At 61.7% G+C, this 24092-nt stretch carries 24 protein-coding genes; 8 read left to right on the top strand and 16 right to left on the bottom strand.

Annotated elements, in window-relative coordinates; genetic code table 11:
* The first annotated feature begins 131 nt into the window (after positions 1–131).
* The 3 genes from AC3RCM_RS00655 (at position 132) to AC3RCM_RS00645 (ending at position 2645) form a co-directional block, all read left to right on the top strand.
* Positions 132–1139, top strand: coding sequence for a methionine ABC transporter ATP-binding protein (locus AC3RCM_RS00655; RefSeq protein ID WP_003253013.1), 1008 nt, complete (start codon positions 132–134; stop codon positions 1137–1139).
* Positions 1139–1810, top strand: coding sequence for a methionine ABC transporter permease (locus AC3RCM_RS00650; protein WP_010951513.1), 672 nt, complete (start codon positions 1139–1141; stop codon positions 1808–1810). Before AC3RCM_RS00655 ends, AC3RCM_RS00650 begins: the two co-directional genes overlap by 1 nt.
* 64 nt (positions 1811–1874) lie before the next feature.
* Complete coding sequence (locus AC3RCM_RS00645) at positions 1875–2645, top strand: MetQ/NlpA family ABC transporter substrate-binding protein (protein WP_064490889.1); 771 nt, start codon at positions 1875–1877, stop codon at positions 2643–2645.
* A 257-nt stretch (positions 2646–2902) separates the two neighbouring features.
* Here the strand turns inward: AC3RCM_RS00645 and AC3RCM_RS00640 are convergent, their stop codons facing one another.
* The 5 genes from AC3RCM_RS00640 to AC3RCM_RS00620 are packed head-to-tail and all read right to left on the bottom strand — an operon-like array spanning position 2903 to position 6786.
* Positions 2903–3535 (bottom strand): SCO family protein, encoded by a 633-nt coding sequence (locus tag AC3RCM_RS00640; protein ID WP_020191164.1) that lies wholly within the window; start codon positions 3533–3535, stop codon positions 2903–2905.
* The gene (gene cyoE, locus AC3RCM_RS00635; protein ID WP_190869797.1) at positions 3532–4425 is read right to left on the bottom strand and encodes a heme o synthase; all 894 of its coding nucleotides are present in this window, start codon (positions 4423–4425) and stop codon (positions 3532–3534) included. Before cyoE ends, AC3RCM_RS00640 begins: the two co-directional genes overlap by 4 nt.
* Positions 4410–5489 (bottom strand): COX15/CtaA family protein, encoded by a 1080-nt coding sequence (locus AC3RCM_RS00630; RefSeq protein ID WP_014861530.1) that lies wholly within the window; start codon positions 5487–5489, stop codon positions 4410–4412. The genes cyoE and AC3RCM_RS00630 overlap by 16 nt, the downstream gene beginning before the upstream one ends.
* Positions 5490–5498: 9 nt before the next feature.
* On the bottom strand, positions 5499–6080 hold the full coding sequence (locus AC3RCM_RS00625; RefSeq protein WP_492629299.1) for a PA_0111/PP_0108 family redox-active disulfide protein: 582 nt from the start codon (positions 6078–6080) through the stop codon (positions 5499–5501).
* Entirely contained in the window at positions 6049–6786 is a 738-nt protein-coding gene (locus tag AC3RCM_RS00620) for an SURF1 family protein (RefSeq protein WP_409320172.1), read from the bottom strand. The genes AC3RCM_RS00625 and AC3RCM_RS00620 overlap by 32 nt, the downstream gene beginning before the upstream one ends.
* Positions 6787–6837: 51 nt before the next feature.
* Between AC3RCM_RS00620 and AC3RCM_RS00615 the strand changes: the two genes are divergently transcribed.
* Positions 6838–7041 (top strand): twin transmembrane helix small protein, encoded by a 204-nt coding sequence (locus AC3RCM_RS00615; RefSeq protein WP_020191169.1) that lies wholly within the window; start codon positions 6838–6840, stop codon positions 7039–7041.
* Between the two features lie 32 nt (positions 7042–7073).
* On the opposite strand, the gene AC3RCM_RS00610 is transcribed toward AC3RCM_RS00615, so the two are convergent.
* From AC3RCM_RS00610 to coxB, 4 genes are read right to left on the bottom strand one after another with little or no spacing between them, the layout of a single operon-like run.
* Positions 7074–7961 (bottom strand): cytochrome c oxidase subunit 3, encoded by an 888-nt coding sequence (locus AC3RCM_RS00610; RefSeq protein WP_020191170.1) that lies wholly within the window; start codon positions 7959–7961, stop codon positions 7074–7076.
* 16 nt (positions 7962–7977) lie between these two features.
* Positions 7978–8544 (bottom strand): cytochrome c oxidase assembly protein, encoded by a 567-nt coding sequence (locus AC3RCM_RS00605; RefSeq protein ID WP_003253035.1) that lies wholly within the window; start codon positions 8542–8544, stop codon positions 7978–7980.
* Positions 8545–8553: 9 nt separating this feature from the next.
* Entirely contained in the window at positions 8554–10143 is a 1590-nt protein-coding gene (gene ctaD / locus AC3RCM_RS00600; protein WP_010951506.1) for a cytochrome c oxidase subunit I, read from the bottom strand.
* Between the two features lie 43 nt (positions 10144–10186).
* Positions 10187–11314 carry a cytochrome c oxidase subunit II gene (coxB, locus tag AC3RCM_RS00595; RefSeq protein WP_010951505.1) on the bottom strand — a complete coding sequence of 376 codons (1128 nt, stop codon included), beginning with the start codon at positions 11312–11314 and terminating at the stop codon, positions 10187–10189.
* A 369-nt stretch (positions 11315–11683) separates the two neighbouring features.
* Between coxB and AC3RCM_RS00590 the strand changes: the two genes are divergently transcribed.
* Positions 11684–12325: a hypothetical protein gene (locus AC3RCM_RS00590; RefSeq protein ID WP_064490959.1), complete on the top strand. Its 642-nt coding sequence runs from the start codon at positions 11684–11686 to the stop codon at positions 12323–12325.
* A 281-nt stretch (positions 12326–12606) separates the two neighbouring features.
* Here AC3RCM_RS00590 and AC3RCM_RS00585 read toward each other — a convergent pair whose 3' ends face one another.
* From AC3RCM_RS00585 to prlC, 6 genes are all read right to left on the bottom strand, one after another.
* The gene (locus tag AC3RCM_RS00585) at positions 12607–14139 is read right to left on the bottom strand and encodes a SulP family inorganic anion transporter (RefSeq protein WP_020191557.1); all 1533 of its coding nucleotides are present in this window, start codon (positions 14137–14139) and stop codon (positions 12607–12609) included.
* A 192-nt stretch (positions 14140–14331) separates the two neighbouring features.
* Positions 14332–15051 carry a carbonic anhydrase gene (locus AC3RCM_RS00580; RefSeq protein ID WP_003253046.1) on the bottom strand — a complete coding sequence of 240 codons (720 nt, stop codon included), beginning with the start codon at positions 15049–15051 and terminating at the stop codon, positions 14332–14334.
* A gap of 306 nt (positions 15052–15357) precedes the next feature.
* On the bottom strand, positions 15358–16416 hold the full coding sequence (locus AC3RCM_RS00575) for a PA0069 family radical SAM protein (RefSeq protein ID WP_409319856.1): 1059 nt from the start codon (positions 16414–16416) through the stop codon (positions 15358–15360).
* 70 nt (positions 16417–16486) lie between these two features.
* Entirely contained in the window at positions 16487–18481 is a 1995-nt protein-coding gene (locus AC3RCM_RS00570) for a M3 family metallopeptidase (protein ID WP_492629298.1), read from the bottom strand.
* Between the two features lie 124 nt (positions 18482–18605).
* Positions 18606–18887, bottom strand: a complete 282-nt coding sequence (locus tag AC3RCM_RS00565) for a YheV family putative zinc ribbon protein (RefSeq protein ID WP_010951500.1) — start codon at positions 18885–18887, stop codon at positions 18606–18608.
* Positions 18884–20971 carry an oligopeptidase A gene (gene prlC / locus AC3RCM_RS00560; RefSeq protein WP_020191559.1) on the bottom strand — a complete coding sequence of 696 codons (2088 nt, stop codon included), beginning with the start codon at positions 20969–20971 and terminating at the stop codon, positions 18884–18886. The genes AC3RCM_RS00565 and prlC overlap by 4 nt, the downstream gene beginning before the upstream one ends.
* Before the next feature lie 66 nt (positions 20972–21037).
* On the opposite strand from prlC, the gene AC3RCM_RS00555 reads away from it, so the two are divergent.
* A complete protein-coding gene (locus tag AC3RCM_RS00555; RefSeq protein WP_004575263.1) occupies positions 21038–21586 on the top strand; it encodes a gamma carbonic anhydrase family protein in 549 nt (182 codons plus the stop codon).
* Between the two features lie 121 nt (positions 21587–21707).
* The gene (locus AC3RCM_RS00550) at positions 21708–22358 is read left to right on the top strand and encodes an HAD family hydrolase (RefSeq protein WP_064492524.1); all 651 of its coding nucleotides are present in this window, start codon (positions 21708–21710) and stop codon (positions 22356–22358) included.
* A 106-nt stretch (positions 22359–22464) separates the two neighbouring features.
* Here AC3RCM_RS00550 and AC3RCM_RS00545 read toward each other — a convergent pair whose 3' ends face one another.
* Entirely contained in the window at positions 22465–23541 is a 1077-nt protein-coding gene (locus tag AC3RCM_RS00545) for an aminopeptidase (protein ID WP_064492525.1), read from the bottom strand.
* Between the two features lie 85 nt (positions 23542–23626).
* On the opposite strand from AC3RCM_RS00545, the gene AC3RCM_RS00540 reads away from it, so the two are divergent.
* Complete coding sequence (locus AC3RCM_RS00540; RefSeq protein ID WP_129931868.1) at positions 23627–24040, top strand: PA0061/PA0062 family lipoprotein; 414 nt, start codon at positions 23627–23629, stop codon at positions 24038–24040.
* Positions 24041–24092: the final 52 nt, after the last annotated feature.

Raw genomic sequence — 24092 nt, 5'->3', positions numbered from 1 at the left:
TTGTCGCGATATGCCCGATGGATTGGTGCATGACGAAATAAATGCTAAGAACAGCTATGGGAAAAGGCTAAAATGCGCGACCCCAGCTAACCGCTGACCCAAATTTCAATGCGCCCCACAAGGTTCGCTACGTGATCGAGTTCCAACAGGTACATAAAACCTACCGCGTTGCCGGTAGGGAAATCCCCGCACTGAATCCGACCAGCCTGACCATCGAAGATGGCCAGGTGTTCGGCCTGATCGGCCATTCCGGCGCTGGCAAAAGCACCATGCTGCGCCTGATCAACCGCCTGGAAGAACCTTCCGGCGGCACGATCATCGTCGACGGCGAAGACGTCACCGCGTTCAATGCCAGCCAGTTGCGCGGCTTCCGCCAGCAGGTCGGGATGATTTTCCAGCACTTCAACCTGCTGGCCTCCAAGACCGTCGCCGACAACGTCGCCCTGCCACTGGCCCTGGCCGGTGAGCTGTCGCGCAGCGAAATCGACAAGCGCGTCACCGAGCTACTGGCTCGCGTTGGCCTGTCGGACCACGCCAAAAAGTACCCGGCGCAGCTGTCCGGCGGCCAGAAGCAGCGCGTCGGCATCGCCCGCGCCCTGTCCACCAACCCGAAGATCCTGCTATGCGACGAGGCCACCAGTGCCCTCGACCCGCAAACCACGGCCTCGGTCCTGCAACTGCTGGCCGAGATCAACCGTGAACTGAAGCTGACCATCGTGCTGATCACTCACGAGATGGACGTGATCCGCCGTGTCTGCGACCGCGTGGCAGTGATGGACGCCGGTCAGATCGTCGAGCAAGGCTCGGTGGCTGAGGTGTTTCTGCACCCGCAGCACCCCACCACCAAGCGCTTCGTCCAGGAAGACGAGCAGGTCGACGAAGGCGAGCAGCGCGACGACTTTGCCCACGTGCCAGGCCGCATCGTACGCCTGACCTTCCAGGGCGACGCCACCTACGCGCCGCTGCTGGGCACCGTGGCCCGCGAAACCGGTGTGGACTACAGCATCCTCGCCGGGCGTATCGACCGCATCAAGGATGTCCCCTATGGCCAGCTCACTCTCGCCCTGATCGGCGGAGACATGGAAGCGGCGTTCGCCCGCTTCAAGGCAGCTGACGTACATATGGAGGTACTGCGTTGATGGACGCCCTGAATTTCTTTGCCAACGTCGACTGGGCCGAAATCTGGCTGGCCACCGTCGATACCATGATCATGCTGTTCGGCTCGCTGTTCTTCACCGTGCTGCTGGGCCTGCCACTGGGCGTGCTGCTGTTCCTCTGCGGGCCAAAGCAGATGTTCGAACAGAAGGGCGTCTATGCGCTGCTGTCGCTGGTGGTCAACATCCTGCGCTCGCTGCCATTCATCATTTTGCTGATCGTGATGATCCCGTTCACCGTGCTGATCACCGGTACCTCGCTGGGCGTTGCAGGCGCCATCCCGCCGCTGGTGGTGGGTGCCACGCCGTTCTTTGCGCGCCTGGTTGAAACCGCCTTGCGTGAAGTGGACCGCGGCATCATCGAAGCCACCCAGTCGATGGGCGCCACCACCCGCCAGATCATCACCAGTGCGCTGCTGCCGGAGGCCCGTCCGGGCATCTTCGCGGCCATAACGGTAACCGCCATCACCCTGGTTTCTTACACTGCCATGGCCGGTGTGGTGGGTGCCGGGGGCCTTGGTGACCTGGCTATCCGCTTCGGTTACCAGCGTTTCCAGACCGATGTGATGGTAGTGACCGTGGTACTGCTGCTGGTACTGGTTCAAGTCCTGCAGAGCGTGGGCGACAAACTGGTCGTGCATTTTTCCCGTAAATAACCCCAATGGGGTCGGCCTGGCCGACCCGTTCGGGGGCCGTCGCGGCCCTCACAAGGAGTGATCAATGAAGAAGCTGCTTGCTGTCGCTGCCGCTGTCGCGGCCTTCTCGGCCCAGGCCGATACCCTTACCGTCGCCGCCACCCCGGTGCCGCACGCCGAGATCCTCAACTTCGTCAAACCACAGCTGGCGAAAGAAGGCGTAGAGCTGAAGGTCAAGGAATTCACCGACTACATCCAGCCGAACGTGCAGGTGGCGGAAAAGCGCCTGGACGCCAACTTCTTCCAGCACCAGCCTTACCTGGATGAATTCAACAAGGCCAAGGGCACCAGCCTGGTGAGCGTGGCCGGCGTGCACATCGAGCCACTGGGCGTGTATTCGACCAAGATCAAGAAACTGGACGAGCTGTCCTCCGGCGCCACCGTGGTCATCCCCAACGACGCCACCAACGGCGGCCGCGCCTTGCTGCTGCTGGACAAGGCTGGCGTGATCAAGCTCAAGGACAACAAGAACATCCTGTCGACCGTGAAGGATGTGGCCGAAAACCCGAAAAACGTGAAGTTCCGTGAGCTGGAAGCCGCCACCATCCCGCGCGTGCTGACCCAGGTAGATGCTGCCCTGATCAACACCAACTACGCGCTGGAAGCCAAGCTGAACCCGGAAAAAGACGCGCTGGCCATCGAGGGCAGCGACTCGCCTTACGTGAACATCCTGGTTGCCCGCCCGGACAACAAGGACTCGGACGACATGAAGAAACTGGCGGCTGCACTGCACTCGCCTGCGGTGAAGCAGTTCATCATCGAGAAGTACAAAGGCGCTGTGGTTCCGGCGTTCTGATCCAACATCCCCGGGGCCGCTTTGCGGCCCTTTCGCGACGCAAGGCCGCTCCCACAAGGTAGGCGTACGCCGATCCATGTGGGAGCAACTGTCTTGCTCAATTTCTAAAAGCTGGCGCGATCCCTGTGGGAGCGGGCTTGCCCGCGAACACGGGCGAAGCCCGTGCCATCCACCACGGTGTTGGCTTCGCGGGCAAGCCCGCTTCCACGCGGCTCACGCTTATGTCGCGAAAGGCCTGCGCAGCAGGCCCAGCACTCTCAATCCCGCTTGACCAGCCCCGGCAGCTGCGCCCCCAGCTTCTGGTTGTTGAACGGCGCCCGAATGAACCCACGCTGTCTCCCATCCGGGCCGACTATCGCCAGGTTACCGCTGTGATCCACGGTATACCCCGGCTTGCTGGTATCCGCCGGAATGAACGGAATGCTCAAGGCATTGGCCAGCTTCTGGGTATCCTCGATCGACCCCGCCACGCCGACAAAGTCCTTGTCGAAATAGCCCAGATACTGCTTCAGCTGGTTCGGCGTGTCGCGGTTAGGGTCCACACTCACCAACACCACCTGCAGCCGGTCGACGGCATCCTTGGGCAACTCGCTCTTCACCTGGCGCAGCTGGGCCAGGGTGGTCGGGCAGATGTCCGGGCAGTAGGTGTAGCCAAAGAACAGCAGCGACCATTTGCCCTTGAGGTCATCCATCTGCACCGGCTGGCCGTCCTGGTTGGTCATGGTGACATCAGCCACGGCGCGGCTCTGCGGCAGCAGGATGATGCCCGCATCGATCAGCTCGGCAGGGTTGGGCTGGTCACGACCATTAAGCACCTTGTTGACGGTCAGGCCCATGATCAACGCGACCAGGGCAACGAGGATGAAGACGGTTTTCTGGGTTCGGGTCATAGGTTCAGCAACAGGTAGTGGTCAAGAAGCAACGCGATGAACAGCGCGAACAGGTAGCCGATAGAGTACTTGAAGGTGCCGATCGCCGCGTGCGGCCGGCTGCTACGGTACAACACCCAAGCCCATTGCAGGAAGCGCAGGCCCAAGGCCAGGGCACAGACCAGGTACAGCGGGCCACTCATGTGGATGACATACGGGAGCAGGCTCACTGCCAACAGGATCAGGGTGTACAGCAGGATATGCAGTTTGGTGTAGCGCTCGCCGTGGGTCACCGGCAACATCGGGATATCGGCCTTGGCGTATTCCTCCTTGCGGTGGATGGCCAGCGCCCAGAAATGCGGCGGGGTCCAGGCGAAAATGATCAGCACAAGCAGCAAGGGTTCGGCGCTGACATGGCCGCTTACCGCCACCCAGCCGAGCAACGGCGGAGCGGCACCGGCCAGGCCACCGATGACGATGTTCTGTGGCGTGGCGCGCTTGAGAAAGCCGGTGTAGAGCACCGCATAACCGAGTAATGAGGCCAGGGTCAGCCAGGCGGTGAGGGCGTTGGTGAACACAAGCAGCAGGACCATGCCCAGCAACGCCAGGGCCAAGGCGAACAACAGCGCCGGCAGGGGCTCGACTCGGCCTTGGGCCAAAGGCCGTTTGTGGGTGCGTGCCATCAGCGCATCGATGCGCCGATCCACCACATGATTGACCACCGCTGCGCCACCCGCGCACAGGCCGATGCCCAGGTTGCCGAACAACAGCACGCTCCAGCTGACGCCCGCCCGGGTGGCCAGGAACATGCCCGCCAGCGAGGTGATCAGCATCAGCACCACCACCTTGGGCTTGGTCAGCTCGAGGTAATCGCGCCAGCGGGCCCGTCGTACGCTTAGAAGCGTCGCCACGAGTCGTTCCTCATATGATGGGAAATGCCCACCCCGACCACCGGCCGCAGACGCCAGCCATGGCCGACACCCACTCGAACCTTGTCGACCACTCGAATGCGGTAGTTCACCAGCACCATGCTCAGCAGCAGCATCGCCCCGCCGGCATTGTGCGCAACAGCCACAGCCAGCGGCAGGTGGAACACCACGTTGCTGATGCCCAGGCCCACTTGCAAGGCCAGCGCCAGCAGCACCAGCCGCGCCAGGCCGGGGAGACCACAGCGGTGCAGCTTCCAGCTGAGCATCAGCAGCACGCAGGTCACCAGCAGCGCACCCAGCCTGTGGCTGATGTGGATGGCCGTACGCGCATCACTGTCCAGCTGTCCGCCCAGGTAATTGGGGCCGACGTGCTGGGTCAGGTGGAAGCCGTTGCTGAAGTCCGCCGCTGGCCACCACTGGCCATGGCAGGTCGGCAGGTCGATGCAGGCCACGGCGGCGTAGTTGGCGCTGACCCAACCGCCCAGGGCGATCTGGCCGATTACCACCAGCAGCGCCAGCGCAGCGATCCGGCGCAGGCTCAGCGGCAGTTTCGGCAAGGGCGCAAAGGCCCGGGACAGACGCAGAGACAACAGAAACAGCAAGCTCAACGTGGTAAAGCCACCCAGCAAGTGCGCCGTGACCACCTGCGGCCATAGCTTCAGGGTGACCGTCCACATACCGAAGGCTGCCTGGGCCAGCACCACACCCAGTAGCAGCATTGGCAGGCGATAAGGCTGCCCATCGCGGGCATGCCGGCGCATTGCCTGGAACGCGAGCAGGGCGATCACCACGGCCAGGCTACCGGCAAAGTAGCGGTGGACCATCTCGGCCCAGCCCTTGGCAGCTTCCACCGGGTGCTCAGGAAAGTGCAGCTCGGCATGGGCCAACTGCGCGTCAGTCTTGGGCACGCTGATAAAGCCATAGCACCCGGGCCAGTCGGGGCAACCGAGGCCGGCGTGGGTCAGGCGGGTATAGGCACCGAGCAGGACGACCAGCAGTGCCAGCAGGGTGGCGAACACAGCAAGGCGAAATCCAGGTCTGGCCATGGCAGGCTCCTAGCCGATATTGGACAGCTTGAGCAGGTGGCGCAGGTCATCCAGCACATGCTTGCCGTTGACCTTGCCGTCGTAGCGCAGCACCAGGTTGCCGTGCGGGTCGACGATCCACAGCTGCGGGCCGGGCTCGACAACCTTCTGCTGATAACGTTGCGCATCCAGCGGGTAGCGCTGCAACTGCGGGTACTCGCGGCCGAGCAGTGCCTGGTAGTCGGCACTCAGCGGCTGGGCAGCGGCCAGCGCATGGCTGGCGCGGCTGGCATCATGCCCCAGCCCGACCTGAATCTGCCGAGCCAGGTACACCAGGCGCTGACAGTCTTCGGTGCAGGCCTGGGGTGCGCTGACCAGCAACTGCCAGCGATCGTCCTGCCCCGCCACGCCGAGATCGGCACGGCTTTCCCCATTGCCAATCATGGCGCCATGGTAGCTGCGGCCTTCCGGCACCCAGAATTTGAGCTTGTACATGCTGGTGGCCAGAACCATTGGCCCAAGCACCACCAGCAGGATCAGCAAAAGCTGCAAACGCCCACGGGCTCTGGGTTTGCTACGTTCAGGCGCGTCCAGTGGAGTGGCGGTGGCCATGGCGTTTCTCCTTGTTTTGATGCCAGCCGAAGTAGAGGTAGAGCAGAACCAGAGCGGTAGCCAGGGCAAACCACTGCACGGCATAGCCGACGTGTTTTTCGGGGCTCATGGCGACAACCGGCCAGTCCAGGCGATAGCTCGCAGGGCCCGGCTCCAGGCGCAATTCCTGAGCGAAGCCTTCGCGATCAAGCTGTTGCCATAGCTGCGCGGCATCGATAGCGGTCAACAGATGCGGCCATTGCCCGCCGATGGGGTCCGGGTGCAGCTGGAAGGTGCTACCGGGCACGACATACACAGAGGCATCCAGCGCCAAGGCCTGGGCAGGGGTTTCGAAACGCACCGGCACCCGGCGGTCCAGCCATGGCAGCCAGCCACGATTGATCAGCAACCACAGGCCGCTGGCTTGGTCGTGGAAGGGCTGCAGCAGCTCGACACCGGCTTTGCCGTCGCGCATGCGGTTGTCCAGCAGCACGCTGTGCTTGGCGTCGAAGCGGCCATACAGGTGCACGCGGCGGAAGGCGTTGTCTTCTTTCGAGAAGAGCTGGGCGGTGGCGATCGGTGCTTCAACCCGCCGTTCTGCATAGGTGGCCAGCAGCACGCGCTTTTCCTCGGCACGGCCGAGTTGCCAGCAACCAAGCGCAATCAGCCCCGGCAGCAATGCAAGCACCACCAGCGTCGGTACCCAGCCTGGGCGAAACGGCCTCACGGGCGCCTCGCTATACTTATCCACATCACCGCATCCCCCGGGAGTAACGCCATGCTCAAGGCCGCGATTGTCCTGATGCTGTTGGCCACGATTGCCAGCCTGTTCAGTGGCCTGGTGTTTCTGGTCAAGGATGATGAAAACTCGACCCGTCTGCTCAAGGCGCTGACCATACGGGTGACCCTGGCAGCCCTGACCATAGGCCTGGTCGCCTGGGGCTTGATCAGCGGTCAACTGGTCTCCCACGCCCCTTTCTGAAGCGCTCACCCGCCCCTACAGGGTTTCCGTATTCACAACACATAGACAAAGATGAACAACCCCACCCACACCACATCGACGAAGTGCCAGTACCAACTGGCTGCCTCGAAGCCGAAGTGTTTTTCCGGGTTGAAATGCCCGCGCAGAATGCGCACGAACATCACGATCAGAATGATCGTGCCCAATGTCACGTGGGCGCCGTGAAACCCGGTAAGCATGAAAAACGTCGCACCGTAGATGCCTGAACCCAGTGTCAGCCCCAGCTTGGTATAGGCCTCGTGGTACTCGAAGGCCTGCAGTGCGATAAAGCTGATGCCCAGGACAATGGTCAGCGCCATCCAGAATTTCAGCGGGCCGCGGTGGTCACGGCGCAGGGCGTGGTGGGCAATGGTGATTGTCACACTGGAACTGACCAGCAGGATGGTGTTGATCAGCGGCAGGTGCCACGGGTCGATCACTTCCTTGGGGGGTGGGAACAGCTTGGGGTCGGGGGTATGCAGCAGCGGCCAGGTGAATTCGAAGGTTGGCCACAGCATGTGTGCAACACCTTTGGCTCCTTCGCCACCCAGCCACGGCCCCGCCAGTACGCGCACATAGAACAGCGCACCGAAGAAGGCCAGGAAGAACATCACTTCGGAGAAGATGAACCAGCTCATGCCCCAGCGGAACGAGCGGTCCAGTTGCGGGCTGTACAACCCGGCGCGGCTCTCCTTGACCACTGCCCCAAACCAGCCGAACAGCATGTAGGCCAGAAACAACGCACCCACGAAGAAAATCAGCGGCCCGTGGGAATCCGGGTGGCCCGCCTTCATGTCGTTGAACCAGGTGCCCAGGCCGAATACCGTGATGAACATGCCGATGGTGGCGATGATCGGCCATTTGCTCTGCGCCGGAACGTAGTAGTGCTCATGACTTGCCATTGCTGTTCTCCTTCCCTTAACGGGCGCCTTGGACGTCCTGCGCCGCAACGTGCGCGACCGGCGGGTGGCGAGCGGTGATGTCGAACAAGGTGTAGGCCAGTGTCAGGTGCTTCACGCTGGCCGGCAGGTCGCGGTCGACGATGAAGCGCACCGGCATCTCGATGCGTTCGCCGGGCTGCAGCACCTGCTGGGTAAAGCAGAAGCACTCGGTCTTGTGGAAGTAGGCCGCGGCCTCGGCCGGGGTAATGCTGGGTATTGCCTGCGCACTCATCGGCCGGTCGGTCGGGTTGTGGGCAATGAAGATCATCTGGTTCACCGCCCCCGGGTTGACCTCCAGCTGGTCGGCAGTGGAGTAGAAGTCCCAGACCATGTCGCTGGCATTGGTCGACATGAACTGCACCCGCACAGCACGCGTCGGGTCACTGACCTGGCTACCTTCGTACTGGCCGCCGGTCTTGCCGTTGATACCGAAGGCTTTGCACATGACGTCGTAGATCGGCACCAGCGCGAAGCCGAAGGCGAACATCACCACCGTCAGCATCAACAGGCGCGTTACCAGGCGTTTCACCGACAGGCCGTTCATGGCGGGTTCCTATTTCACTTCCGGGGGTGTCTGGAAGGTGTGGTAGGGCGCAGGCGAGGGTATCGACCACTCAAGGCCCTCGGCGCCATCCCAGGGTTTGGCCGGTGCCGGCGCGCCACCGCGGATGCACTTGATGACAATGAACAGGAAGAAGATCTGCGTGGCGCCGAACATGAACGCGCCGATCGACGACACCATGTTGAAATCGGCGAACTGCAGGTTGTAGTCGGGGATGCGCCGTGGCATGCCGGCCAAGCCTACGAAGTGCATGGGGAAGAAGGCCATGTTCATGCCGACGAACGACAGCCAGAAGTGCAGTTTGCCGAGGGTTTCGTCGTACATGTGGCCGGTCCATTTCGGCAGCCAGTAGTAGGCCGAGGCAAAGATGCCGAAAATTGCACCAGGCACCAGTACGTAATGGAAATGCGCCACCACGAAGTAAGTGTCGTGGTACTGGAAGTCTGCCGGGGCGATCGCCAGCATCAACCCGGAGAAACCACCGATGGTGAACAGGATGACAAAGGCGATGGCGAACAGCATCGGCGTTTCGAAGGTGAGCGAACCTTCCCACATGGTGCTGACCCAGTTGAATACCTTCACCCCGGTGGGCACGGCAATCAACATGGTGGCGTACATGAAGAACAACTCGCCGACCACCGGGATGCCGACCACGAACATATGGTGGGCCCAGACGATGAATGACAGGAAGGCAATGGCGCCGGTGGCATACACCATCGAGGTATAACCGAACAGCGGCTTGCGTGAGAATGCCGGGATGATCGAGCTGACCGCACCGAAGGCGGGCAGGATCATGATGTAAACCTCAGGGTGGCCGAAGAACCAGAACACATGCTGGAACAGCACCGGGTCACCGCCACCTGCGGCACTGAAAAAGCTGGTACCGAAGTGGATATCCATCAGCATCATGGTTACCACGCCAGCCAGTACTGGCATCACCGCAATCAGCAGGAACGCGGTAATCAGCCAGGTCCAGACGAACAGCGGCATTTTCATCAGCGTCATGCCGGGGGCACGCAGGTTGAGGATGGTGGCAATCACGTTGATCGCCCCCATGATCGAGCTGATACCCATCAGGTGGATGGCGAAGATGAAGAAAGTGACGCTGGCTGGCGCATAGGTGGTGGAAAGCGGTGCGTAGAACGTCCAGCCAAAGTTCGGCCCTCCGCCCGGGCTAAACAGCGTCGAGACCAGCAGCAGGAAGGCCGCCGGCAGCAGCCAGAAGCTGAAGTTGTTCATCCGTGGCAGTGCCATGTCGGGCGCGCCGATCATCAGCGGAATCATCCAGTTGGCCAGGCCGACGAAGGCCGGCATCACCGCGCCAAACACCATGATCAGGCCATGCATGGTGGTCATCTGGTTGAAGAACGCCGGTTCCACGATCTGCAAACCCGGCTGGAACAGCTCGGCGCGGATCACCATGGCAAACGAGCCACCCAGCAGGAACATGATGAAACTGAACCACAGGTACATCGTGCCGATGTCTTTATGGTTGGTGGTCAGCACCCAGCGCATCAGGCCCTTGGCCGGGCCGTGCGCATGGTCATGGCCGTGGGCGTGGTCGTCGATCACTGCACTCATGTCCTGTCTCCTGCAATCCATTGATTGCCGCGAGTAACCCGGTTCACTTGGCTTCTGCCTGCTTCAGCGCCAGCACGTCCTTCGGCGTCACCATGTCGCCTTTGTTGTTGCCCCAGGCATTGCGCTCGTAGGTGACCACAGCAGCGATGTCGACTTCCGACAGCTGCTTGCCGAAAGCGGCCATGGCCGTGCCGGGCTTGCCATGGAAGACAATGCTCAGGTGGCCTTCCTTCGGCCCGGTGGCAATCTTCGAGCCCTTGAGCGCCGGGAACATTGGCGGCAGGCCCTGGCCTTCGGCCTGGTGACAGGCCACGCAGGTGGTGTGGTAGACCTTGTCGCCTCGCTCCACCAGCTCCTCCAGGGTCCATTCCTTGCTGGTCAGCTCCTTGAGCTTGGCGGCTTCAGCCTTGCGCTCGCCCAGCCAGGTGTCGTAGTCGGCCTTGGACTTGACCTCGACCACCACCGGCATGAAGCCGTGGTCCTTGCCGCACAGCTCGGTGCACTGGCCGCGGTAGATGCCTGGCTTTTCGATACGGGTCCAGGCTTCGTTGACAAAGCCTGGGATGGCGTCGCGCTTGACCGCGAAGGCCGGCACCCACCAGGAGTGGATCACATCGGCAGCAGTGACCAGGAAGCGCACTTTCGCGCCCACCGGCAGCACCAGCGGCTGGTCGACTTCCAGCAGGTAATGCTCATCCTTCGGCGCCTTGTTGTGGATCTGGTCGGTGGGGGTGGCCAGGTTGCTGAAGAACTCCACGTCCTGGCCCAGGTATTTGTAGTGCCATTTCCACTGGTAGCCGGTGACCTGGACGTCGATGTCCGACTCGCTGGCGTCATAGATGTCGATCAAGGTCTTGGTAGCCGGAATGGCCATCACCACCAGAATCAGGAAGGGCACCACCGTCCAGAGAATTTCCACCCACGTGTGCTCATGGAAATGCGCGGCCTGCTGGCCAGTGGAGCGGCGGTGGATGACCATCGACCAGAACATCGCGCCAAACACCACGATGCCAATGATCACGCAGATCCAGAAGATGGTCATGTGCAGGTCGAAGACGGCGTTGGAGACTTCCGTCGCCCCTGGGTGCATGTTCACGGTCCAGGCGGCGTTTGCCTGGCCAAAAACCGACCACAACAGGAGGCCCATCCAGACATGTGGATGTCGCATCATTGCGGGTTCCCCTTCTAATTCTTGTTGTCCCGGAGGCGTGGCCTGCGGCAAGAGGGAACGGCGGTCAAGACTGCATGGCTTCGACGACCGAGCCCCTGCTAAAAGCAGTCGGGCCTCATCAACGAATCACGTTCAACGGGAGTATAGACAGCGACCAATGGCACGCAATGAAGCCTGTGAAATGAACTTCATGAAATGGCCGAATGGCCGGAAAACCGCGTGCTTGACAGGGCATGGCGTAATAATGGCACGTCGATATGCCTGATAGCGCACACGTTTGCGAGGCTTATAACAAATACGTCTTAGGTATTCTGTATACCGAGCTAATTTAGTGTCTTCCGTTTGAAACGTAATGTCCCTGGAGTTGTCATGAACATCGCTGCTGTACGCGAGCAGGTAAGCCAAGCCCATCAACATGAAGGCCAGACCGGCCAATTGAAAGAGCGTCTCGAGCTGCAACTGCCCCACCTGCACCCCTCGATCCAACTGCCTGAGCAGGACGCCCAGGGTACTTTGGCGCGCTTCGTCAGCGCCTACATCGATCAGGTTCCGGAATTGCTGGAGGCCGCCCACGAGGTCGCCCGCGAAGCCGGGATCGAATCGCAGATCAAACCTGTACTGAAAATTGCCGAAGCCTACTTCCTGCAGCCGCCCAGCGTGATGCAAGGGCATGTAGGCCTGGACTGCCTTCTGGATGAAGCGTACCTGGCGCACCGCCTGGTGGAAGAGGTGAATGACTTGTACATCCGCCACTTCCAGCAGCCGTTGATCCCGGTCGACACCACGGTCGCCAACCTGATTGCCCACCAGTTGATTGGCGAAAGCTTTGCCAACCAGCTGGATGAGGTGGTGCACCATTCGGTCGACGAAATGCTCAATGACGAGAGCTTTGCGGTTGAATCGGTGGAGGCTTATCGAGAGAAGCTGAGCAGCCCGGCAACTGGCGCGGCGTGGAAGCGCTGGCCGTGCCTGTCGCGCCAACTGGGTGTCGAGCTGGGTCAGCCGGCCTGATATACCTGTCACGGCCTAGGTGCATCGGTGGTTCGGCGCAGGCCGTGGTAGGAGCGGGTTCACCCGCGAAAGGGCCGGCCCTGCTGGCCAATCTCAACCCGCCGTTCACCGTTGCCGCCGCTACCGTATTCGCGGGTAAACCCGCTCCTACACATGCATCGATGGTTCGCCACAGGCCGTCGTAGGAGCGGGTTCACCCGCGAAAAGGCCGGCCCTGCTGGCCAATCTCCACCCGCCGCTCACCGTTGCCGCCGCTACCGTATTCGCGGGTAAACCCGCTCCTACGCCCCAACCCCCGCCGTCGTCCGCAACCGCCCCTCGATCCGACGCTTCAGGCGCCGCTGCTCTATCAGCAATCGTGACCCATTGGCAGAATTACTGCGGCTCCAGTCCTCCAGCAACTCAAGGCACGAGTGGTCGATATAGCTCAGGTTCCCCAGCGGCACATGCAGCGTGGTGCCCGCCGGTACGGTATCCAGCACCTGGGTCAGCGCCGGCACCTTCAGGAAGGTCGCCGCACCACTGAGGCGCAGTTCCATGTGCCCATCCTTGGCCAGGCTCACCAGGTTGATCTTCAGCCGCGCCGCCTTGAACGCCAGCTTCAGCAAGGTCAAGGCAAAGCCCAGCAGCACACCGGTCAGCAGGTCGGTAAAGATAATCGCCAGCGCAGTCGCCGCGTAGGTAAACATCGGCATGCGCCCATAACGGCCCAGCCCGCGGAACGCCTTGAAGTCGACCAGTTTGACCCCGGTAAACACCAACACCCCCGCCAAGCTCGCTACCGGGATCTGCTGCAGCACGCTGCTCAGCGCCACCACGAAGGCCAGCAACCACAAGCCATGGAAGATTGCCGACGCCCGGGTTTGCGCCCCCGCCTGGACGTTGGCCGAGCTGCGCACGATTACCCCGGTCATCGGCAGGGCACCCAGCACCCCGCACAGCATGTTGCCGATGCCCTGGGCCGACAGTTCGCGGTCGAAGTCCGAACGCTGGCCGCTGTGCATGCGGTCCACTGCTGCGGCCGACAGCAAGGTTTCGGCGCTGGCAATGAACGCCAAGGCAAAGGCGGCGACCAGCAGGGTAGGGTCTGCCAGCTGCAACAGGTCCTCCGGACGAAGCCAGTCGATGGCCTCGGACAGGTCGGCCGGTACCTGCACGCGGTTCACCGGCAAGGCCAGCCACATGCTGATAGCGGTCATGCTGGCCACGCCGAGTAATGCACCCGGCACGAAACGCAGCCGCTGCGGCCGCAAGCGCTCCCAGCCCCACATGATGGCGATGGTCCCCAGGCCCAGCGCACCGGCCATCCAGCCGGCGCCGGTGCTCTCCTGTGGCAGGGCAGCCGACAAAGTTGCCGGGAACTCCAGCAGGTTCTGCAGGCCCGACGGTTGCGGTGCGGTGTCGAACATCACATGCACCTGCGAAAGCACGATCAACACGCCAATCCCGGCGAGCATGCCGTAAACCACCGCCGGCGCGGTCACGCGGAACCAGCAGCCCAGGCGCAAGCGACCGGCAAGCAACTGCAACAGGCCGGCCAGCAACAGGATTGGCCCGAGCATGGCCATGCCGTGCTGGCGTACCAGCTCGAACACCAGTACCGCCAGACCGGCAGCAGGGCCGCTGACCTGTAGCGGCGATCCAGCAAGGAAACCGACGACAATGCCGCCGATAATCCCAGTAATCAGGCCTTTTGCCGGCGGCATGCCAGAAGCGATCGCAATGCCCATGCATAACGGCAAGGCCACCAGGAAGACCACCACCGACGCCAGCAACTCACGCGGCAGGGCCGCTTTCAACTGTGTAATGTTCACCGTGTTTCTCCTTTCTCTAGTCGCACGGCCATTCCCCTGGCCGTGGGCACGTTTGCCCCTGACAAGCGCGCAGGCGCGGGCCGCCAGCGAGCACGCCGGCAGGGCAGTCAGGGAATTCAAGGCAGCCGAAGGCCGCGCCACACCCCTGCAGGGTGCAGCCGGCTATCAAGGTTCTAGCGGCGGACGGGTCGCTTAGTAGCGGCCTCTCGGAGTGGCGCAGGGAACGGGTTCACCCGCGGCCAAGGGCAGGAAGCTGTCGCTGGCGGCGTCGTAGGCTTCGATCTTGCTGGTCTCGATGTCGTACACCCAACCATGAATGAACAGCTCACCGGCTGCCAGGCGCGAGGCCACCGAAGGATGGGTGCGCAAATGATGCAGCTGGGCGATGACGTTCTCTTTGGTCAGCACTTGCATCGTCTCGTGTTCGCTGCCGCAGGAGCAGTTGTTCTCGACCACGGTGCGGGCAACCTCAGCGTGGCGCAACCAGGCGCCAACGGTAGGCATCTTGGTCAGCGACTGCGGGTTGAGTACCGCACGCATGGCGCCACAGTCGGAGTGGCCACAGATGATGATGTGGTGCACTTTAAGCGCCATTACGGCGTACTCGATGGCGCTGGAAACGCCCCCGTTCATCTGGCCATAAGGCGGTACCACGTTACCCACGTTACGGGTCACGAACAGGTCGCCTGGCGAGCTCTGGGTGATCAGCTCGGGAACGATGCGCGAATCGGCACAGGTGATGAACATCGCGCGTGGTGTTTGCGCGGTGGCGAGCTTCTTGAACAGCTCTTGCTGATCAGGGAAAACATCATGGTGAAAGCGCAGGAAGCCGTCGACGATGTGCTTAAGGGCAGCATCGGCGCTTTCCGCGGGGACCTGCGGTACGACCTTGGATGGGTCCTTGACGGGCATGATTCATCCTCTTGACGGTGTGTAGGTAAATCCATTTTACCGGTGAAAGATTCAGGCTATGCAGGGTTTTAGATGACACGCACGGGCCATAGATCACAGTCGGTGTGGACTTATTACCTACGCTAGCGGGGAAAACTTAACTGAAACTTAATTCGAAGGCTCTAGAACGGGCGTTCTAGATGAAAAAGGCGGGAACTGGATAATAGCAAAAAAACATCAGCTGCCAATATGTATTAGCGCAATTATTGGTTGTTATTAGTTGTGTTGTGAGCAATGCGCAGCCCCCTGTGGGGGGGTGGGTTCATGTCAGAACAGCGCCATCTGCCCACCCGGCGGGCAGAACGCCGAGCAATCCAGCGCCTGCGCATCGCGCCCTTCGAAGTCCAGCCGTTTCATTGCCTTGGCAAAGCGCTGCGCCAGCAACTCGGCAAACACCCCTTCACCACGCATACGCACACCGAACCGACTGTCATACAGCTCGCCACCACGGCTCTGGCGGATCAGGCTCAACACATGCGCTGCCCGCTGCGGGTAATGATCCTGCAACCACTGCTCAAACAACGGCGCCACCTCCAGCGGCAGGCGCAGCATCATGTACGCCGCACTTTGCGCACCGGCCTCCTTCGCCGCCTCCAGCAGGCGTTCCAGCTCACTGTCGTTGATCATCGGAATCATCGGCGAACACAAAACACCCACCGGTACGCCCGCTTCACGCAATACCCGGATGGCCCTCAACCTCGCACCGGGTGAGGCCGCTCGGGGTTCGAGCACCCGTTTGAGGCCGTCGTCCAGCGTGGTCAGGCTGATCATCACCCGTGCCAGGCGCTGGCGGGCCATCTCGGCCAGCAGGTCGAGGTCGCGCAGCACCAGTGAACCCTTGGTGACAATGGTCACCGGGTGACGAAAACGCAGTAACACTTCGAGCAAGCGCCGGGTCAGCAACTGTTCCCGCTCGATCGGCTGGTACGGGTCGGTGTTGGAGCCCAGATTGATCGGCGCGCACACGTAGCCCGGTTTGCTCAATTGCTGTGCCAGCACCTCGGCGGCGTTGGTCTTGGCAATCAGTTTGGTCTCGAAATCCAGGCCGGGAGAAAGGTCCCAGTAGGCGTGTGAGGGGCGGGCATAGCAGTAGATGCAGCCATGCTCGCAGCCACGGTAAGGGTTGATGGAACGATCGAAAGGGAGGTCGGGTGAAGTGTTGCGGCTGATCACCGACTTGGCTGTCTCGATCCGCACCTCGGTACCCTGGGTTTGCGGCACTTCCTGGTACCAGCCATCATCTTCCGCCACCGAACGACCAGGGGCAAAGCGGTTGTGTGGGTTGTGCGCCGTGCCACGGCCCTTTTGCGGTGCTGGAGGAATCATGGCTCACCTGAATACTGTATTCATATACAGTATCGTGCATGCCGGGATCTTTCCAGCACCTCTGGTCTGACTACTTCAGGCCATGCCAGCCGAGATACGCTGCCTGGCTCGATTGCCGCCCAAGAAACGCCTCGATGCCTTCACGCAATGGGCGCGATGCCCCTGGGGCGAACAGTGCTTCCTGCAGTGCCCGACCCGTGGCTCCGTTCAACAGGCCCTCGGCTTTGAAGCGGGTGAACACATCGAAGGCATGCACATCCGACCACAGGTAGGCGTAGTAACCCGCATCGTAGCCGTTCACAAGGTGGTCGAAGGCATGCGCCGGATGTTCGAAATCAGCGAGTGGCCAGTAACCGCAACGCTCGCGGGCATCACCCAGTCGCTGTTCAATGGTCCTGCCATCGTTTGGAGTGCCATGCAGGTCCATGTCGAACAGCGCCAGGCATAGATCACCCGCGATCTCCTCCACGCTCTGCTGCCGTAGCTGCCGCAGGCACTCATCAGCTTGCTTGCGGGATAGTTGGTGGCCGTCGTGGGTGCGCGCCGAGATCGCCACCAGGTAGTCCGCGTCCCAGACCCAACGTTCGAACAACTTGCCGAACAACTCCACACCATCGGTGCCCAGCTCGGTCACATTGGACATGACGTGGTTCGTCGTGCGTACCAGCAGGTGGTGCAGGGCATGGCCGAATTCATGGAACAGCTTGCGCAGTGACAAATGATCGAGCAACGGCTGTGAACCTGACAGCGCTTGCGGCACATCACTGAACACCACCACCGAGGCGGCCTGGTAGATACCCTCTGCATCGACCCGGCGATTCCTTGCATAGGTGGTGAACACCGCGTCTGGCTGCTTGCCTGCGTGTTGCACGGCATCCAGATACAGAAAGCCAATGAAAGCGCTGTCCTGCCACACCTCGAACGGCTGCACGCTGTCATCCCAGACAGGCAGCGCTTTGGGCTGCAGCACTGCACCAAACAACGTCTGCGCCAATTGCTGCAACGCACTGACAACAGTATTCAGCGGGAAGTAATCGCGCAGCGCTTCGGCAGGAAACTCGCTGCGCGAAGCACACCGCAGGTACTCGAAATCCCAGGGTTGGGGTTTGCCCAGGCCCTGCTCGGCAGCCCAACACTCCACCTGCGAACGCCACCGCAACATGGCAGGTCGCACATGATCGGCCAGATCGTGGAGAAAGCCGCACACCTGGGCTACCGAACCCGCACTCTTCACCTGCAGGCTCTGCTCCAGATGGCCGGAATAACCGAGCAGGAGGGCCTTCTCCTCAAGTAATTGCGCCAGTTGCTGCAGATACGTGCGGTTGTCCTGTTGCCGATCATGGCTGACGCCACGGGCGTGAAAAGCCCGGTACACGCGCTCACGGAGCTGGCGGTTGTCAGCATGTTTGAGCACCTCACGCGTAGTCACCTTGTCACACGCAATCAACCACCCCTGCTTACCTGCTTGCTGTGCACTTGCAGCCAATTCGTCACGTACCCGCTGTGGGATGCCGCTCAGCTCCGCTTCATCGGTGATATTCAACCCAGGCCGGTCGATGTTGCTGCGGAACGCCTCGCGTGCAGTGCCAATCTGCGCTTGAAGGTCTGCCAGATGCGCTTTGCCTGCGGTGTCGAGTAACGCCCCGCTAGCGGCGAACTTGCCCAGGTGCCAACGCAAAGTGGCACGCTTCCCGACATCCAGTTGCTTGCCGATGTCACTGCCGGCCAAGCGTGCATACAGGTCATGCAAAGCCGTGTTGGCGAATTTTTGCTCGAAGCGCGCCGTCACTTTCCCGTAGAAATCAATGATGGCGTTGGCCCACGCCGTATCCCGGCCGACCAGTGGTGAGGCGGCATACAACACTGCCAGCAGCCGGCTATCCAGCCCATCCACCGCCAGCACCATGTCATCCCAGGTGGGCATGGTTCGTTGATCACGGATGATGCGTTGGACACCGTTCTCGTGTGTCTGCAGCACGTGAGCGAATGCCGCCTGCATGTTTTCGAGGGTGATGGAAGAGTAATCGACGGGGATATGGCTATCTTGCAGAAGAGGGTTGGCCATGGGGCATCACCTTGCTGATAGAAATGAGCAAGAGAGCTTGCATGGCCAGCGTGCGCCAGGTGGCCTGACTATCTAACACCTGTCCATGCCAGCCCGGGCATTGCACCCGGGCGGCATGACCGTATTACTCAGCCGGCTTTTTCAGCTTCGGATTTGGGAAGAACTGCACGGTCTGCACCTTGGCCGGCGCGGCTTTCGGCGCCAGGTGGTTGACCCGCGTGCCCAGTTCCTTCGGCACCGACAAGCCCTGCTCGTTGAGGGTGTCGGTAAAGCCGCAGGCCACACACTCGCGGTGCGGTACGCCGTCTTCGTTCCACATCATCAGCTTGTCGGGCTCGCTGCACGCCGGGCACACGGCACCGGCAATGAAGCGCTTCTTGGTCTTGTTCACAGCTACCTCACTCATGCTGCAGCGTCCTCGGTGAGACCACTGTGGCGCAGCAATGCATCGATGGAAGGCTCACGGCCACGGAAGTCGACGAACAGCTCCATCGGCTCGCGCGAACCCCCACGGGCCAGGATCGCCTCGCGGAAGGCGCGGCCGGTCTCGGCGTTCAGCACGCCTTCTTCCTCGAAGCGCGAGAAGGCGTCAGCCGACAGCACTTCGGCCCACTTGTAGCTGTAGTAGCCCGCCGCGTAACCGCCCGCGAAAATGTGCGCAAAGCTGTTGGGGAAACGGTTGTAAGCCGGCGGGCGCATGACTGACACCTCGTCACGCACACCTTCGAGCACCTGCAATACGCTGCGGCCGTCGCCATGGCTGGCGTGCAGCTCGAAATCGAACAGCGAGAACTCCAGCTGGCGCACCATCATCATGCCCGACTGGAAGTTTTTCGCGGCCAGCATCTTGTCCAGCAGGTCCTGGGGCAGGGCGGCGCCAGTTTCGTAGTGACCCGAAATCAGTGCCAGGCCTTCCGGCTCCCAGCACCAGTTTTCCATGAACTGGCTTGGCAGCTCGACCGCATCCCAGGCCACGCCGTTGATGCCGGACACGCCGGCATGCTCGATGCGGGTCAGCATGTGGTGCAGGCCGTGACCGAATTCGTGGAACAGGGTGGTGACTTCATCGTGGGTCAGCAGCGCGGGCTTGCCGGGCGCGGCCGGGGTGAAGTTGCACACCAGGTTGGCCACCGGGCTTTGCAGCTGGCCGCCAGCGGTGCGGCGACGGTCACGGGCGCCGTCCATCCAGGCGCCGCCACGCTTGTTGGCGCGGGCGTACAGGTCGAAGAAGAAACGGCCAACGTGCTGACCGTTTTCCTTGATCTCGAACAGGCGTACGTCCGGGTGCCAGCTGTCGAAGCCTTTGAGCTCGGCGATTTCGATGCCGTACAGGCGCTGCACGATGCTGAACAGGCCGCCCAGCACCTTGTCGATCGGGAAGTAGGCGCGCAGGGCTTCCTGCGACACGCTGTAGCGCTGCTCGCGCAGCTTCTCGCCAAAGTAGCCGGCGTCCCAGCTGGCCAGCTCGGGGCAGCCTTGTTCGGCAGCGTAGGCCTTGAGCTGTTGCAGGTCCTGGGCGGCGAACGGCTTGGAACGCTTGGCCAAGTCACGCAGGAAGCTCAGCACCTGGTCGCTGGACTCGGCCATCTTGGTGGCCAGGCTCAGCTCGGCGTAGTTCTTGTAGCCCAGCAGTTCGGCCAGCTCCTGGCGCAGGTCGAGGATTTCGCGCATCACCGGGCCATTGTCGAACTGGCCGGCATTCGGGCCCTGGTCGGAGGCGCGGGTGCAGTAGGCGGCGTAGAGCTCTTCGCGCAGGGCGCGGTCGCTGGCGTAGGTCATCACCGCGTAGTAGCTGGGGAACTCGAGGGTGATCAGCCAGCCGTCCAGGCCCTTGGCCTGGGCTGCAGCGGCCATCTGCGCCTTGGCCGATTCGGTCAGGCCGGCCAGCGCAGCTTCGTCGGTAACATGCTTGGTCCAGGCCTGGGTGGCGTCAAGCAGCTGATTGGAGAAACGGCTGCCCAGCTCGCTGAGCTTGCTCTGCACTTCGGCGTAACGCTGCTGCTTGTCCGCCGGCAGGTCGATACCCGACAGGCGGAAGTCACGCAAGGCGTGCTCGAGGATAGTCTTTTGCGCCACGTCGAAGCCGGCAGCCTCAGGGCTGTCGATCAGCGCCTGGTAGGCTTCGAACAGCGCGCGGTTCTGGCCCAGTTCGGTAGAGTAGGCGCTCAACGCCGGCAGGCACGACTCGTAGGCCTCACGCAACTCGGCACTGTTGCACACCGCATTAAGGTGGCTGACCGGGCTCCAGGCGGCGCCCAGGCGGTCGTTCAGTTCGTCCATGGCCAGCACCAGGCCGGCCCATGTAGGGTTCTTGCCCTGCTTTTCAAGGATCTCGGCAATGGCTTTACGGTTGTCGGCCAGGATCGCTTCGATCGCCGGCAACACGTGTTCGGCACGAATTTGCGAGAAGGGCGGCAGATCGTGGGATTGCAGAAGCGGGTTGTTCGCAGTCACGGTTTGGATACCTTGGCAGAAGAAACACTGCCCCATCTTAATTACAATCGACGCCGACCGCAGCAGGCAGCCTGCCTATCGGCACAGATGAGAGACGCTATCATGGCCATTCGCAGCTTCCAGCAACACACTCCGAAAGTTGGGCCCAGGGCCTTCGTCGACCGTTCGGCGGTGGTGCTGGGCGACGTGGAGATCGGTGAAGACAGTTCGGTCTGGCCGTTGACCGTGGTGCGCGGCGACATGCACCGCATCCGCATTGGCGCGCGCACCAGCGTGCAGGACGGCAGCGTGCTGCACATTACCCACGCCGGGCCTTTCAACCCGGACGGTTTCCCGCTGATCATCGGCGACGAAGTGACCATCGGGCACAAGGTGATGCTGCATGGCTGCACCCTGGGCAACCGTATCCTGGTGGGTATGGGCAGCACCATCATGGATGGTGCCATCGTCGAGGACGAAGTAATCATTGGCGCTGGCAGCCTGGTGCCGCCGGGCAAACGCCTGGTCAGTGGCTACCTGTACATGGGCAGCCCGGTGAAACAGGCCCGGCTGCTGAACGACAAGGAGCGCGCATTTTTCTCCTACAGCGCCGGCAACTACGTGAAGCTCAAGGACCAGCACCTGGCCGAAGGCTACGATCAACCTGAATGACCGCATTCACGGGCACGCCCGCTTCCACAGGTTCAGTGGAGCCATCAAGGCCTGCGCTGTACCTGTGGGAGCGGGCATGCCCGCGAAGAAGGCCACGCAGCACTCAAGTGGAACCCTGTACATGCACCAGCAAAACATCCTCTTCGACCTCGACGGCACCCTGACCGACCCACGCCTGGGCATCACCCGCTCGATCCAGTACGCCCTGGCCAAGCTGGGCATCGACGAACCAGACCTGGCCCGCCTCGAACACTTCATCGGCCCACCCCTGCTGCAGGCTTTCATGCAGTTCTACCGCTTCGACGAAGCCAAGGCCTGGGATGCGGTGAACTTCTACCGGGAGCGTTTCCGCGTGACCGGTCTATACGAGAACCTCGTGTTCGAAGGTGTGCCGGAGTTGCTTGAGGCCCTGACCGGGCAGGGCCGCACGCTGTACATTGCCACCTCCAAACCGTGGGAGTTCGCCCGCGAAATCGCCCGGCACTTTGCTTTCGATCATCACTTCAAGGTGATCTACGGCAGTGAACTGGACGGCACGCGCACCAACAAGGTCGAACTGATTCGCCATTTGCTGGATGAAGAAGGGCTGGACCCGGCGCAAACCCTGATGATCGGGGACCGCAAGCATGACCTGATCGGCGCGCGCAGAAACGGGCTGCAAGCCGTCGCGGTGGGATACGGGTTTGGGAGCCGGGAAGAGCTGATGGCAGAAGAACCCGCTTTCCACTTCGCCACGGTAGCCGATTTGCATCAGGCTTTTATCAAGGCTTGAGCACCAGCAGGGCTGCTTTGCAGCCGGCCCTCCCACCTCGATCGGCGTACGCAGGGCCTTTGTGGGGGCCTTGTGTCGCGATGGGCCGCAAAGCGGCCCCAAAATCTCAAAGGCTAACCATCAGACGCTGCAACGCCGCTTTCCTTTCTTCAATCGGCAACCGCCCCAAATGCTCGACCCGCGCGTAAAACCGAACCCAATCCCCACCCACCTCACGAAACAGCGCCGCAAACGCCGGCACCCACTGGTCATAGAGCCCGAACGGCAACAACTTGGCATTATTCATCGGCCCATACATCCACGCGTCATAGCGCTTGTCACCACCCCACTGGCCATCACGCACCTGCCGGTATTCACGCCTCAAACGCTCAAACTCGGCCTGCTTGGCCCGGCGCTTGTGCGCATCATCCAAAGGCCCGGCATAAATGGCCTGCAACCGCTCACGACAGGCCAGCACCAGGCGGATGAACTGGTCACGCTGCTGCTGCCTCTGCCCTGCGTCAACCGCCGCCAGCCCACGCGCCGCCCGCCATTGCCGCGTGCCTTCCTGCTCGACGAACGAGGCAAACGATTCATTGAACTCGGTATCGTCCTGCACATAGAAGCGCTGGTGGGCCAGTTCATGAAAGATCAACGTAGCCAGGCGCTCATCGCCCCAGCCCACCATCGACGACAAAATCGGGTCATCGAACCAACCCAGGGTCGAATATGCTTCCACGCCGCCCACGTACACATCCAGGCCATCCTGACGCATCAACGCCGCCGCACCTCGCGCCGCGCCTTGCTGGTAGTAGCCGCGGTACGCCACGCACCCGGCAATCGGAAAGCAGTGCGTTACCGGTTGCAACGACAACTCGGGCGTGGCAAAAACATTCCACACCACGTAGGGGCGGCCAAGGTCGGCATATACCCGGTAGCTGCGGTTGTCTGGCAGTTTCAATTGCTGGCTGGCAAACACCCGCGCCTGTTCGGCCTGTTGCAGGTGCGCGCGCAAGGGTGCAGGGGTAGCAGGGTCGGCCAATACCTGCTCTACAGGCTGCCGCGCCCGCAGCAACTGCCACTGGCCCTGGGCCAGCTGCCCATAGTAGGAGACATTGCTGCAACCGTTCAGCAGGAACGCCGCAAGCAGCGGAACCAAACGGGTGAAAATGCGGTCGAGTGCCCCAAGGCCTGAGCGCTGCATAAGAAAAAGTCGAAGCATCCGGGACTGTCTGACTCGCTCAAGACCATTTCGCTCCAAGACTATCTCGCCAAGGGGGAGTTTCGCCATGCGTGCATTATTGGTCGCCGGCTCAGTGTTGTTGATCTCTGCCTGTTCAACATTGCCAGACCCAGACCCGAACCAGGCCTGGATCGACCTCACCCGCTACGACAATACTTCGCTAGACGCCGTGCAGGTCGATGAGCGTGACTGGGCTGACAGCCGCTATTTCGAGGTTCAACCCGGCAGCCACGAACTGACCGTGCGCTATCAGTTTCCGGTTAACCCCAGCAATATCGGCCCCGTCGATCAGCCACTGTGGCGCGATTGCCAGGTCAAGCTGACCTTCAAGGACTTCAGCGCCGGGCAGCGTTATCAGCTGCAGGCTGGCAGCATTGGCTTCCGCCCTTGGATAAAACTCTACGACCACCAGCAAAAACTGCTGGGTCAAGGGCTGCCGGCGGGTTGTCAGCGCACCTGAACTGCACAAACGGCGCTATGCTTGTTACTTGTAAATCGCAAGTGGGAGTTTT

This window comes from Pseudomonas sp. GW823-FHT05G12 (assembly GCF_058795575.1).
The sequence above is the reverse complement of the archived record's forward strand: the minus strand, read 5'-3'. Positions and strand labels throughout refer to the sequence as shown.